This window comes from uncultured Senegalimassilia sp. (assembly GCF_934632265.1).
GTDB lineage: Bacteria > Actinomycetota > Coriobacteriia > Coriobacteriales > Eggerthellaceae > Senegalimassilia.
This window is the reverse complement of record NZ_CAKTYH010000051.1, coordinates 1-13222: the sequence shown is the minus strand read 5'-3', so window position 1 is coordinate 13222 and position 13222 is coordinate 1. Positions and strand designations below refer to the sequence as shown.

Here is a 13222-nt window from a genome sequence, read left to right as displayed (position 1 = left end):
CGCATGGTGCGGCGGATTGGCAAGGTTGCGAAAGGCCGGGCGTCGAAAACCGCGCCCGCGCTAGCTACATCGCGCCAGCAAGGCCACGGCCGTGGCGGATATGCCCTCTTGACGGCCGTCGAAGCCCAAGTGCTCCGTGGTGGTGGCCTTCACGCCGACGTTGTCGACCGCGATGCCCATGGCAGCCGCCAGGTTCTCGCGCATCTGCTGGCGATGCGGCGCCATCTTCGGTGCCTGAGCTGCGATGACGCTATCGATATCGATAATCTGGTAGCCCTCTTCGCGCACCTTTGCCGCCACGGCAGCAAGCAGCTTCATGGAATCGGCCCCCTCCCATTCAGGATCGGTGTCGGGGAAGAGCTTGCCGATATCGCCGCCGCGGATGGCGCCGAGCAGCGCATCTGCCACGGCATGCGCCAGCACATCGGCATCGGAGTGGCCGAGCAGGCCCAAGGTGTGCGGGATATCGACACCGCCGATGATGAGTTTGCGGCCCTCGACCAGCTTATGCACGTCAAAGCCCTGCCCTATGCGCAGGGCGCTGAATTCCAGGCTCATTGCTCCTGCTCGCCTTTCTGCTTGAGATAACGCTCGCGCACGGCGGCCACGAGCATGAGGTAATCTTCCGGCACGGTGAGCTTGATGTTGTCGCGCTTGCCCTCCACCACAAGGACGCGGCCGCCGAGACGCTCGATCAGCGAGCTGTCGTCGGTGCCGACGAAGCCGTCGGAAAGCGCCGAGGCGTGCGCGCGGCGATAGATGCCCGCGCGGAAGACCTGCGGGGTTTGCGCGTTCCAGAACACGCTGCGATCGGGCGTGCCGACGATAACGCCGTTCTCCACCACCTTGAGCGTGTCGATGGCGGGATGGGCCACCACCGCGCCGTCGGCGTCGATGTTGCCCTTGAGCGTGGCGATGGTATGGGCGATAAGATCGGGCGAGATGAGCGGGCGCGCGCCGTCGTGCATGACGACGTACTCGAACTCCTCGGGCACCAGCTCAAGCCCCGAAAACGCCGACTCCTGACGCGTGGAGCCCGCCGGGGCAACCACGATGGGCGTGGCGAACGGGAAGGGGTCGACGGCCTTGCTCAGGTATTCCGCCTGACGCTCGGCCGGGCAGACGATGACGATGAGGCCGATATCGCCCACGGCGTCGAAGGCCTCGGCCGACCAGGTGAGGATCGGCTTGCCGCCGATTTCCACCAGCTGCTTGCCGCCCTCCTTGCCGAAACGCTCGCCCGTGCCGCCGGCCAAGATGATGGCCGCCGTCTTCGGGTTCTTGTCGACCTTGCCCTCGAGGCCTGCCATGGATTGCGCGAGCGCATCGATGTCGAGCGCCGTGGCCAGATCGGCTGCGGCGAGCACCGAGGACGAGAACACCGGGTCAACGGTCTTGGGCATGGTTTCCTCTTTCCGTCGAAAACAAATGAGGCGGCCCCTTTCGGGACCGCCTTCCATTCTAAAGCAACTGCCGCGTTTTCGCAGGCACGCTACGCGCTGCATGAAAAAAGAGCGCGTGGCAGGCGTGCCTGCCGGCCCAAGCAAAGCGCAGCGGAAGCGGCCTGGCCTTAGTCCGCGGCACCGCCGCTTGCCGATCCGCCCGAGCCGGAGACGCCGGCATGGCCCAGGTCGAAGTTGGTGAGCAGAAGCTCGGCATCGCGCGCGATGTTATCGTGCTTGCGCGGCGCGGGGATGGAACCCGTTCCGGGAACGAACGCAAGGCTCTCGCCGTCCTCGGAAACGTTTGCCTGGATGACCGAACCGGACGTCCACTTGCCCTCAAGCAGCTCTTCGGACAGCGGATCTTCCAGCAGGCGCTGGATGGCGCGGCGCAGCGGGCGGGCGCCATAGGCGGCATCGGTGCCTTCCTTCGCGATGAGCTTGTAGGCGTCATCGGTAAGATTGATGGTCATGTTCTGGGCGATCAGGCGCTCGCGCAGGTCGGCCACCATGAGCTTGGCGATCTCGACGATCTGCTCCTGCGTCAAGGACTTGAACACGATGATCTCATCGATGCGGTTCAAGAACTCGGGCCTGAACAGCTTCTTCACCTCGCCCATGACGCGGGACTTGATCTCCTTGTCGGAAAGCCCGGCCTTGCCCTCGGGGCTGAAGCCGAGCGTGGTGGGCGCGGAGATCTCGCGGGCGCCGACGTTGGACGTCATGATGATGACCGTGTTGCGGAAATCCACCGTGCGGCCCTGGGCGTCGGTCAGACGGCCTTCCTCCAAGATCTGCAGCAGGATGTTGAACACGTCCGGGTGCGCCTTCTCGATCTCGTCGAACAGCACCACCGAATACGGGCGCTGACGCACGGCCTTGGTGAGCTGGCCGCCCTCGTCGAAGCCCACGTAGCCCGGAGGCGAGCCGACCAGGCGGCTGACGGAGTGCTTCTCCATATACTCGGACATGTCGAAGCTGATGAGCGCGTCCTCGGAGCTGAACAGGAACTCGGCGAGCGCCTTGGACAGCTCGGTCTTGCCCACGCCCGACGGGCCCAGGAAGATGAAGCTGCCGGCAGGGCGCTTGGGGTCCTTCAAGCCGGCACGGCTGCGGCGGATGGCCTTCGACAGCGCGGTGACGGCCTCTTCCTGGCCGATGACGCGCTCGTGCAGCACGCCCTCCATGCGCAGCAGCTTCTCGGTTTCGGCCTCGGTGAGGTTGGATACGGGCACGCCGGTGGTCATGGAGACGACGTCGGCGATGTCCTGCGCGGTTACCTGATGCACCGATTTCTGGGAATCCTCGGCCCACTTCTTCTCGGCCGCGGCGCGCTCGCCTTTGACAGCGGACTCCTGGTCGCGCAGCTTGGCGGCGCGCTCGAAGTCCTGCTCGGCGATGGCCTTGTCCTTATCGGAGCGGATCTGGCGCAGCTTATCGTCCATCTCGCGCAGCTCGTCGGGCAGGGTCATGTTGCGGATGCGCATGCGGGCGCCGGCCTCGTCCATGACGTCGATGGCCTTATCGGGCAAGAAGCGGTCCTGGATATAGCGATCGGACAGCGTGACAGCTGCCTGAAGCGCCTCATCGGTGAAATGCACCTGATGATGCGCCTCGTAGCGGTCGCGCAGGCCCTCCATGATGCGAAGCGCCTGCTCCTCGTTGGGCTCGCCGACGGTGATGGGCTGGAAGCGGCGCTCGAGGGCGCTGTCCTTCTCCAGGTGCTTGCGATATTCGTCGATGGTGGTGGCGCCGATGACCTGGATCTCGCCGCGCGACAGCGGCGGCTTGAGGATGGCGGCGGCGTCAATGGAGCCCTCTGCCGAGCCGGCGCCGATAAGCGTGTGCATCTCGTCGATGAACAAGATGATGTCGCCGGCGTCCTTGACCTCCTTGATGCATTTCTTCAAGCGGTCCTCGAACTCGCCGCGATACTTGCTGCCGGCCACAAGGGCGGACACGTCAAGCGTGAGCAGGCGCTTGCCGCGCAGGATGTCGGGAACCTGGTTGGACACGATGAGCTGCGCCAAGCCCTCGGCGACGGCGGTCTTGCCGACGCCGGGCTCGCCGATGAGCAGCGGGTTGTTCTTCTGGCGGCGGGAGAGGATCTGCATGACGCGCTCGATCTCGCCGGCGCGGCCGATGACCGGGTCGAGCTTGCCGTCGCGCGCCTTCTGCGTAAGGTCGGTGCCGAACTCCTTCAGCGCACTGTCGGGCACGGTGCCGGCCGCCTCGAAGGGGTTGCGGCCCGCGTACACGGGGCTTTGGCCCACCAGATCGTTGAGCGCGGTGCGCACATCGTCGCCCTTCACGCCCAGGCGCGAAAGCACGTCGAGCGCCGTGCCCTCGTTCTCACGCACGATGCCGAGCAGCAGGTGCTCGGTGGAGATGTAGCTCTGCCCCATCTGCATAGCCTCGCGCAGGCTGTTCTCGAGCACGCGCTTGACGCGCGGGGTGAACGAAAGGTGGCCGGACACGTCGGTGCCCTCGTCGATGGAGGCCACCTCGCGGATGCCCTTCACCACGGCGTCGTAGGCCACCCCCAGGCGCTCAAGGGCCTGGGCGGCAAGGCCGTCCTTTTCCTGGATGAGGCCCAGCAGGATATGCTCGGTGCCCACATAGGGCTGATGCAGGGCGCGTGCCTCGTCCTGGGCCAAGACGAGCACCTTGCGCGCCTTGTCCGTGAACTTCTCAAATGACATGAAGCCTCGATTCTCGCGGCATATGATTATGGTCTCGGTTGTTCATGTTAGCACTCCCGTCAATGGACTGCTAAGCCGTTTACGTATCGTATACATAATAAGGTAGCCCGGAGCCGCACAGCGCCCGGTGCCTCTGCTACGTGCAATCCGCACACACCGGAAGCGCCTTTAGACCTCTTTTGCCCCTTTTCACCCGGATTTCGCAAGCGGTTCTTCACGAAAGGTCGACAAGCGCGCAAGCGCAGCGCCTTGACCGCCGCACACGCTTATACTGATAGCGAAACGCGCAACAGCGCAGCCCATCCCCCTTCAACCGACAGGACCGCATGAACAGGCACACCGTACGTTACGCCCTTATCCTTGTCGCCGCCCTTGCCGTGGCGGCGCTTGCCGTCGCCCGATTCGACGGCCTCTGCTCCATCTTCTCAACCGTCTGGTCAGCCCTTGAGCCCTTGGCCATCGGCGCGGTGCTGGCATACCTGCTCAACTTCATAGCGGCGGCGCTCGAGTCCCGGTGGTTTCCGCGCTCGAACAGCGAGCTTGCGGCGAAAACACGGCGCCCCATCTGCGTCATCTTGGCCATCGCCGCCGTTACCTTGGCGCTTGCGGCGCTGGCCACGTTCGTGGGCGGCGAGTTCAAATCCGTGGGCGCCGCCATCATCACCGGCATATCGGAGGCCGCGGCCATGGCATCGCAGGCCATCGCGAACCTTCCCGGTGCGCAGGCCATCCCCCTTCTGGACGATGCAACCTGGAACTCCATCGGGCAAAAGGCCCTAGATGCCATGGGCGGAACCGATCAGGCGCTGCGCATCGTGGCGCAGACCAGCGGCGAGGTGGCGCATCTGACGCTTTCGATCTTGCTGGGCATGGTGTTCGCGCTGTACCTGCTGCTTGACAAGGACCGCGTGCACGCCGGCGCTATGCGCGCGGCCAGCTTCATCCCCGGCGAGGACCTGCGCCGCCGCGTGCTGCACGCGTGCGCCATCACCAACGACTGCTTCTCGCGCTTCATCCGCGGGCAATGCATCGAGGCCGTCATCTTGGGCGCCCTGTGCGCCATCGGCGGCACCATCCTGCAGTTCCCCTACGCTGCCTCCATCGGCCTTATCGTGGGCGTGTCGTCGCTCATCCCGTTCGCCGGCGCGTGGATCGGCGGCATCATGGGCGCTGCGATGATCCTGTCGCAAGACCCCATGCAGTCCCTGCAGTTCATCGTGTTTTTGGTGGTCCTCCAGCAAATCGAGGGGCACCTTATCTATCCGAACGTGGTGGGGCAATCGGTGGGCCTGCCGAGCATCTGGGTGTTCGTGGCCGTGATCGCCGGCGGGTCGCTGTTCGGCCTTCTGGGCGTGCTTCTGGGCGTGCCGGTCATCTCGACGGTGCGAACGCTTGCCATGGAGCATTTCGCGCAGGTGGACGCCGAAAAAGATGGCGAAGAGAAAGGCGACGCGGCCATTCAACCCGCAACGACGGCATAACGCCATCCGCAACGGGACGATTTCCGTATGCGATGCCCAACTACAGCTCCGAACGTAAGAAGGTCCGCCTGGATTAACCCAGGCGGACCTTCTTGCAATCACGGTATAAGATGCGCCGCTTAGTACAGCTTGGCGCCTGCCGGGATGCGGTCGGAGACCATGAGCAGGTTCAGACGTTCCTCGGTGGTGTCGTCGTCGATCTTCTCCTGGTGCACGGCCGACAGCAGCATGCCGCAGGAGGCGATGCCCATCATCTTGCGCGGCGGCAGGTTGGTGATGGCGACGAGCGTGCGGCCTACCAGCTCCTCCGGCTCGTAGTACGCATGGATGCCGGACAGGATGGTGCGGTCGGTGCCGGTGCCGTCATCGAGCGTGAACTGCAGCAGCTTCTTGCTCTTCGGCACGGCTACGCACTCCTTGACCTTCACGGCGCGGAAGTCGGACTTGCTGAACGTGTCGAAGTCCACCTCGTCGGCGAACAGCGGCTCGACGACCACCTTGGAGAAGTCGATGGGCTCCTCAGCGGGCTGCTCGGCCGGGGCAGCCGGGCGTGCGGCGGGCTTGGCGCCGGCAGGGGCCTCATCTCGCATATGCGGGAACAGCAGCACGTCGCGGATGGTGGGCGAATCGGTGAGCAGCATGGTCAGGCGGTCGATGCCGATGCCCACGCCGCCTGCCGGAGGCATGCCGTACTCGAGGGCGCGGATGTAGTCGGCGTCGTAACCCATGGCCTCGTCGTCGCCCATATCCTTGGCCTCGACCTGGGCGCGGAAGCGCTCGGCCTGGTCGACCGGGTCGTTGAGCTCGTTGAAGGCGTTGGCGTACTCGTGGCCGCAGATGAACAGCTCGAAGCGCTCGGTGAGCTCGGGATTGTTCGGCAGCTTCTTGGCCAGCGGGGAGATCTCCAGCGGATGTTCGGTGACGAACACGGGCTGGATGAGCTTCTCCTCGGCCACGGCCTCGAAGATCTCGGAGATGAGCTTGCCCTTGCCCCATGCGTCCTCGGCGTGGCCGCCGTTGCTCTCCAGGATGGCCACCAGGTCCTCGCGGCTGCGGTCGAAGGAAACCTCTTCGCCGGCGTAGCGCGTTGCCAAGCCGCACATGGTCTCGCGCGGCCACTGGCCGGACAGGTCGATGTCGACGCCCTGGTAGCTGACCTTGAGCGTGCCGCAAGCAGCTTCGGCGGCTGCCTTGATGAAGCCCTCGGTGAGGTCCATCATGCCGTTGAGGTCGGAGAAAGCCTGATACGCCTCCATGGTGGTGAACTCGGGGTTGTGGTACGGGTCCATGCCCTCGTTGCGGAACTGACGGCCGATCTCGAACACCTTCTCGAAACCGCCTACGAGCAGGCGCTTGAGCGGCAGCTCGGTGGCGATGCGCAGGAAGTAGTCGCGGTCGAGCGCGTTGAAGTGCGTGACGAACGGCTTTGCATTAGCGCCGCCCAGGATGGGATGCAGAAACGGCGTTTCCACCTCGTAGAAGCCCTGGTCCTCCATATAGCGGCGGATGGCGGCCACGATCTTGAAGCGCTTCTCGAAGACCTGCTTGACCTCGGGGTTCATGACCAGGTCGACGTAGCGCTGGCGGTAACGCGTCTCCTTGTCCGCCAGGCCGTGGAACTTCTCGGGCAGCGGGCGGATGGATTTGCTGAGCAGCTCGAAGGACGAGACGGCAACGGACAGCTGGCCGCGGCGCGTGCGCATCATAGCGCCCTCGACGCCGATCCAGTCGCCCACATCAAGGTCCTTCAGGCGGCCGAAGGCCTCTTCGCCCAGCTCGTTGATGCGGCAGAACAGCTGCATGTCGCCCGTGGCGTCGCGCAGGCCCAGAAAGGCGATCTTGCCCTGAACGCGCTTGGACATGATGCGGCCGGCGACCTTGACCAGGTCCTCGGTGGAATCCCCGTCCTCAAGGTGCGCGTAGAGCTGCTCGAGCTCGGCCAGATGGTGGCTGTAGCCGAACGCATGGCCATAGGGGTTCTGGCCCGCATCGAGCATGGCCTGGCGCTTGGCCTTGCGCACCTCGATGGGGTCGTCTTCGATAACTTCAGGGGTATTGCTCATGGGAAAGCCCTTCTAAAACACAGGGATTTGGTTGAGTCGGTAAAGGCGGCTGCGATGCGCCTGGTTCGGCCGAAGCAAGCGGGCATAGGCCTAAAGGGCCATGCGCGCGGAATCGAAAGCAAAGGCGATGTGCCGCAGCCAGCCGAAAACGTCAAGCGGTTTCGCTTGCCGACAGGCAAGCGAAACCTGCTGATTAATGCTCGATGTTGACGATCTTCATCTTGATGACGCGGCCGGTAGGACCGGTGGTCTCGATCTCGTCGCCCTTCTTGTGGGCCAGCAGCGCGGCGCCCACCGGGGACTCGTTGGAGATCTTGCCGGCGTGGCTGTCGGCCTCGGCAGCGCCCACGATGGTGAACACACGCTCACGGCCGCCCATGTCGACGGTGACGGTGGAGCCGATGTGCACGGAGTTGGAGCGCTTCGGGGTTGCCACGACGGTGGCCTCGCCCAGGATGCGGGTGATCTCGGCGATGCGCGCCTCGAGCATGCCCTGCTCGTTTTTCGCGTCGTCGTACTCGGAGTTCTCGGAGATGTCGCCGAACTCGCGCGCAACCTTGATGCGCTCGCCCACCTCGGCGCGCTTCTCGGTTTCCAGATAGTGCAGCTCCTCTTCGAGCTGCTGCTTGCCCTCGGGGGTAAGGATGTAGTTGTCAGCCATGTCGTTCACCTATCTATACGAAAAAAGCGGTATGCGCCGGACCGCAGCCCGTTGCGCATACCGCGTACCAACCTTGTGAAGCTGCGATCTACTCGCTCTTCTTGCGGGCAGCGGTGGTCTTCTTCTTGGCGGCGTCCTCGTCGTCGTCCTCGACCTCGACCTCGTCGGCCTCTTCCTCGGCCTTCTTGGAATCGCCCATGCCCTCGCGCAGGTTCTTCACGGTCTTGCCCAGGGCGCTACCGAGTTTTGGCAGATTCTTCGGGCCGAAGATAAGCAGAATCACCACGAGGATGATTAGAAGCTCAGGCACGCCCATTCCCAGAAATTTCATGTGTCCTCCAAGTACTCGTCCCAGCCCGGGCATCGGGCTGTGATATGCAACGCCGCGTACTTTAACATAACCGCAGCTTGCCGACGCACCTTCGATGAAAAGCACACGCGCTTGCGCGGCACCCCAACGGATATGCACGGCTGCACGAAAAAGGCCCGGTGCGAACACCGAGCCTTGACCATGCAATGGTCGGGATGACAGGATTTGAACCTGCGGCCTCTGCGTCCCGAACGCAGCGCTCTACCAAGCTGAGCCACATCCCGATTGCCGCTTTCGCAGCGGGGAATATATTAGCATAACCATCCGGCATCTGCGACGACTTTTTTCGAAATTTGTCGCAGAGGATGCGCCTATCGCTTGAAACTCGACAGGATTCCCGGTCTGGCCTGGGGTTTCGGCAGATAGATGAAACGCGGCTCGAAGTCGAACAGCTCAGCCGTGGACACCTCCGGGCTTACCGTGATGCACTTCTTCATGCACGCATCCACGCACAGGCCGCACTGCGCGCACTCGGCGCAGGAGAACTCGAGGAAGCTGCCGCCGTCGGGCGTGCCGTCGGCGTTGGGGCTTGGCTTGATGGAGCTTTTGCTGAGCGCGCCCGTGGGGCAGAACACCGCGCACATGCCGCACGAATTGCATACGGAGGCATCGATCTCCACCCTGCCGAACAGACGCGTCTCGACCTGCTCGACCACAGGTTCGCCCAAGCGGTCCATGGCATCGAGCACCTGGCTGCGTCGGCGCTCCTGGAACTGGGGCAGCGTGCCCGAGGCGCCCGCCCCCAGCTGCTCGCGCATCGTGGCGTCCTTGGCCTTCATGCCGAGGTTTTTGCGGATGACCATCTCGGCGGTCTTGCCCGCCGCGCTGGCCGTCCACGAGGTTGCGCTGGTGAAAAAGCCGCGGCGCGCCTCGCCGAGCAGGCTGTTGGCGTTCTTGAGCGCAAGCCCTTCGGGGAACTCCGATGCACGGGAGACCATCGCCGGCGCCCCCTGCGCCTGCATCAGATCGTTTGCGGAAGCGATGGTTTCGTCCACGCCGGGCGAGGTTGCCCTGAACTTGCACGTTTTGCAGCACCCGTCCACCAACACGATGTCCTTGGCGCCGACCGCCGCCAAGCCGAGCAGCAAGCTTTCGTCGACGCGCGCCAAACAGGGCACCTCGGCGAACTTGTGCGGGTCGGCCAGGCCCTTCGAGGCGATGCGGGCGCATGCGACGACCGCGCGGCCGTCCAAGGCGGCCATGGCCTCGGCGGCAGCCTGCTCGAGCGCCTCGTCGGCGGGGCGCACGGGGATCAGCGCCTCGGTCGGGCACACCGCCGTGCAAGCGCCGCACGCCACGCAGACCTTATGGTCGACGCTGAGCACGTTGTTGTGCACGCTGATGGCGTCGGCCGGGCAGGCATCGATGCACTTGCGACACGAGGCATTGCGGTTGCGCACGGCCACGCAGCGCGTCGAGACCGCCACGACCGCCTTATCCTCAAGCTCCTCGGCAACTTCTATGATGTCTGCGATGTTCGGCATTCGTCTCCCCCTCGTAAAACTTCCGCACGCATATGCCGCGGCGAAGCTTAGCGCACGACCGCAGTTTGCAACAGGCACGCGCCAAAAGCCGCGCGAAACCGTCGCAGGCCGGCCGCAAGCGCTTCACATGGCGCTACTCGCACTCGATGCGCTCCTGCACGATGCGCTCGAGTGCCGCCAGCTCGTCGGGTGTGTTCGCGTTCATGAAGCACCCACCCATGGGCTCGGCCGCCAGCACCTTCTTTTGCGGGAACTCGCACACGTCGACCTGGTTGAAGAACACCTGGGCGCGCTTCTCCCCCTGATTGAGCGCCTCGCGCACCGCGGGCAGGCAGCCCGAGCGGCGGTAGATGGCGTGGAACGGCTCGAAGCCGTGCTTGTTGACGGGCACCACCACATCGGCTCCGGTCCTGGTCATCTCAAGCGCCTCGGCGACCACGAGCGATGGCGACGCGAGCACCATGTCGCAGGCGACCACGGCAACGTACGGGTTGCGGGCCGATCGCAAGGCGGTATACAGGCCCGGCAACGCCCCGCGCTCATTGATGGCGTCGGCTTCAAGGCGGATTCCCAGCTCGGGATACTGCTCCTGCAGAAACGCAAGCTCCTGCGGCTCGTTGGTGGTGATGATGAGCTCGTCGGCCACCGGCGAGAGCCGCTCGACAAGACGGCAGATGAGCGGCCTGCCGCAGAACGGGACCGTAGCCTTGCTGCGGCCCATGCGGCGGCTTTCCCCGCCTGCCTGGATGACCATCGACACGCGCGGACGGGCGAAACGCACCTGCAGAAAATCTGCCAGCGCCGCCACATCGTTAATATCGAACGCCGGGATGCCGTATATGCCGGCGGCCTCTGCCGCCAGCGGGATGTCGGTGACCACCGCAACGGTTGCCGCCGTGGGCATCTTGTTGGAGATGTCGGCGTGATCGGGATAGCTGCGCGCGAGACGATCCTCCTCGGATTGGTCTAAAGGCTGCGCCACGGGATGGTCGTCGGGACGGACGTCTGCCGCATGGGGCATGGCTCCGCGCCCGAACTGGGTGAAATCCGTTCCCAGCGCCCAGCCCTTGCGAGCGCCCTCGGCGAACACCTCGGCGGTTCGAGCATCGGCTTTGTTGCCGGCGCGCATGATCTCGATGGTGGGCAGGCCGCTTTTGCGATAGCCCTCGACGATCACCACATCGTGGCCGGGCATGCTCGCCACGATGTCAGCGCACTCCGCTTCCCCATCGGTGGTTTGGATACGCGCCATCTGGCCCGGGGCCGCGATAACCGTTTCGCTGGCGCCGGCGTGGCGATGCCGCCACGAGTCCTTCCCAGGGATGTCGATATCGAACCCGACATGGCTGTGGTGCTTGACGCTGCCCACGTCCAAACCGCGGCCGACCAGCTCGGCGATGAGCTTCTCGATAAGGGTTGTCTTGCCTGAATTATGTCGCCCGACGATGGAGACCGCGGGGCTGGGGAACTTGATCATGCGCATATCCTTTCGTGCGAGAAAGTATAGCACGGCCCCTCCGGCGCGTTTTTCCTCATGATCTTTCCTTTCTCTCGGGAGGGCCTTCGGCCCTCGCCTCCGGAAAGGAATTCTCGAACTTATCCGGACGTGTACGGCTGAGTTCGAGAACAAAAGCGAAGTGTTCGGATGAGGTTGCGAATCAAGCGCTCCATGCGCCCCATCTAAGGAAGTGCTTATGATTGATAGAATTTATTGATCTTCCGTGAAGAGATTGGTATAATGAACTTGCTTTTTTCGATAGCTTCGGCTTCGTTAAAAGGAAGAGAAGGGATTCCGTTTTTTGGAGGGGGCGGAATCCCTTTTTCTATGCCTAAGCGCAGCCATCTGGCGAAACACGCGGGCCCCGCAGCCAAACGGCTGCGGGGCCCGGTTCGTTCCCGTAGGTTTTGGTGCGGCGGAAAACGCGCGCGTGGCAAGGACCGCGCTACAGCACGCGCCTGGCCTCAAGCGCCCGTCCGAGCGTCACCTCGTCGGCAAACTCCAGGTCGCCGCCCACGGGCAAGCCGCTAGCAAGACGCGTGACCTTGATGCCCAGGGGCTTGATCAAGCGCGCCAGGTAGGCGGCCGTGGTCTCCCCTTCCACATTGGGGTTGGTGGCAAGCACCACTTCCTGGATGTCCTCGCTTCCCAGACGCTGCATCAACTGGGGGATGCGAAGATCGTCAGGCCCGATGCCGTCCATGGGCGACAGGGCGCCTCCCAGCACGTGGTACACGCCCTGGAACACGGCGGTGCGCTCGATGGGCGGGATGTCGCGCGGCTCGCTGACCACGCACAGCAGCTGCTGGTTGCGGCTGGTCGAGCGGCAGATCTCGCACAGGTCGTCCTCGGCGTAGTTGAAGCAACGGCTGCAGAAATGCACCGTGTCCTTCACCTCCACGATGGCCTGCGCCAAACGCAGCGCGGTGGCGCGATCGGAGTTCAAGATCCAATACGCCATGCGCTGCGCCGATTTGGGGCCCACGCCGGGAAGGCGCTCAAGCTCATCGAGCAGCTTTTGGATTGCGGGAGCCGATTGCACGGAACCGCTTCCCTACATCAGGCCGGGGATGCTCATGCCGCCCGTTGCGGCGTTGATGCGCTGGGCGCCCAGATCGGCCACGCCGCGCAGCGCCTCGTTGACGGCCGCGGTGATCATGTCCTGCAGCATCTCCACGTCCTCGGGATCGACCGCTTCGGGGTCGATGGTCAGGCTGACCAGGCTGTTGTCGCCCTGGGCGACCGCCTTGACCATGCCGCCGCCGGCGGAGGCCTCGAAGGTCATGTCCTTAATCTCCTCCTGCGCGCGGGCAAGCTCGACCTGCATCTTCTGAGCCTGCTTCATCATGGCGCCCATGTTGCCCATGCCGCCGCCGGGGAATCCGCCTTTACGTCCCATATCGTTTCCTGTTCTAATCGCGAATGTACGTGTCTCAAACCATTGCATTGTACCGGGCGCAGGCCCGGATGTGCGTTATTCCTTGACTTCTTCGAACGTCACGCCGCCGCCGAAGCCCGCCT

General features: G+C 64.2%; 11 protein-coding genes and 1 tRNA gene. 1 reads left to right on the top strand and 11 read right to left on the bottom strand.

Annotated elements, in window-relative coordinates; genetic code table 11:
• Positions 1-60: 60 nt before the first annotated feature.
• The 3 genes from ispF to Q0H50_RS05165 form a co-directional block, all read right to left on the bottom strand.
• On the bottom strand, positions 61-558 hold the full coding sequence (ispF, locus tag Q0H50_RS05175; RefSeq protein ID WP_294420093.1) for a 2-C-methyl-D-erythritol 2,4-cyclodiphosphate synthase: 498 nt from the start codon (positions 556-558) through the stop codon (positions 61-63).
• On the bottom strand, positions 555-1403 hold the full coding sequence (ispD, locus tag Q0H50_RS05170; RefSeq protein ID WP_294420080.1) for a 2-C-methyl-D-erythritol 4-phosphate cytidylyltransferase: 849 nt from the start codon (positions 1401-1403) through the stop codon (positions 555-557). Before ispD ends, ispF begins: the two co-directional genes overlap by 4 nt.
• A 167-nt stretch (positions 1404-1570) precedes the next feature.
• The gene (locus tag Q0H50_RS05165; protein WP_294420074.1) at positions 1571-4144 is read right to left on the bottom strand and encodes an ATP-dependent Clp protease ATP-binding subunit; all 2574 of its coding nucleotides are present in this window, start codon (positions 4142-4144) and stop codon (positions 1571-1573) included.
• A 326-nt stretch (positions 4145-4470) separates the two neighbouring features.
• On the opposite strand from Q0H50_RS05165, the gene Q0H50_RS05160 reads away from it, so the two are divergent.
• A complete protein-coding gene (locus tag Q0H50_RS05160) occupies positions 4471-5625 on the top strand; it encodes an AI-2E family transporter (RefSeq protein WP_294420068.1) in 1155 nt (384 codons plus the stop codon).
• A gap of 119 nt (positions 5626-5744) precedes the next feature.
• Here the strand turns inward: Q0H50_RS05160 and lysS are convergent, their stop codons facing one another.
• From lysS to Q0H50_RS05120, 8 genes are all read right to left on the bottom strand, one after another.
• A complete protein-coding gene (gene lysS / locus Q0H50_RS05155) occupies positions 5745-7688 on the bottom strand; it encodes a lysine--tRNA ligase (RefSeq protein ID WP_294420066.1) in 1944 nt (647 codons plus the stop codon).
• 193 nt (positions 7689-7881) lie between these two features.
• On the bottom strand, positions 7882-8349 hold the full coding sequence (greA, locus tag Q0H50_RS05150; protein WP_042434763.1) for a transcription elongation factor GreA: 468 nt from the start codon (positions 8347-8349) through the stop codon (positions 7882-7884).
• 88 nt (positions 8350-8437) lie between these two features.
• Positions 8438-8680, bottom strand: a complete 243-nt coding sequence (gene tatA, locus Q0H50_RS05145; protein ID WP_294420056.1) for a twin-arginine translocase TatA/TatE family subunit — start codon at positions 8678-8680, stop codon at positions 8438-8440.
• A gap of 186 nt (positions 8681-8866) precedes the next feature.
• Positions 8867-8943: transfer RNA gene (locus Q0H50_RS05140), tRNA-Pro, on the bottom strand.
• Between the two features lie 87 nt (positions 8944-9030).
• Positions 9031-10203, bottom strand: coding sequence for a 4Fe-4S binding protein (locus Q0H50_RS05135; protein ID WP_294420050.1), 1173 nt, complete (start codon positions 10201-10203; stop codon positions 9031-9033).
• A gap of 133 nt (positions 10204-10336) precedes the next feature.
• A complete protein-coding gene (gene mobB, locus Q0H50_RS05130) occupies positions 10337-11680 on the bottom strand; it encodes a molybdopterin-guanine dinucleotide biosynthesis protein B (protein ID WP_294420047.1) in 1344 nt (447 codons plus the stop codon).
• A 466-nt stretch (positions 11681-12146) separates the two neighbouring features.
• Positions 12147-12743 carry a recombination mediator RecR gene (recR, locus tag Q0H50_RS05125; protein ID WP_294396607.1) on the bottom strand — a complete coding sequence of 199 codons (597 nt, stop codon included), beginning with the start codon at positions 12741-12743 and terminating at the stop codon, positions 12147-12149.
• Positions 12744-12755: 12 nt separating this feature from the next.
• Positions 12756-13100, bottom strand: a complete 345-nt coding sequence (locus tag Q0H50_RS05120; RefSeq protein WP_294361854.1) for a YbaB/EbfC family nucleoid-associated protein — start codon at positions 13098-13100, stop codon at positions 12756-12758.
• Positions 13101-13222 lie beyond the last annotated feature (122 nt).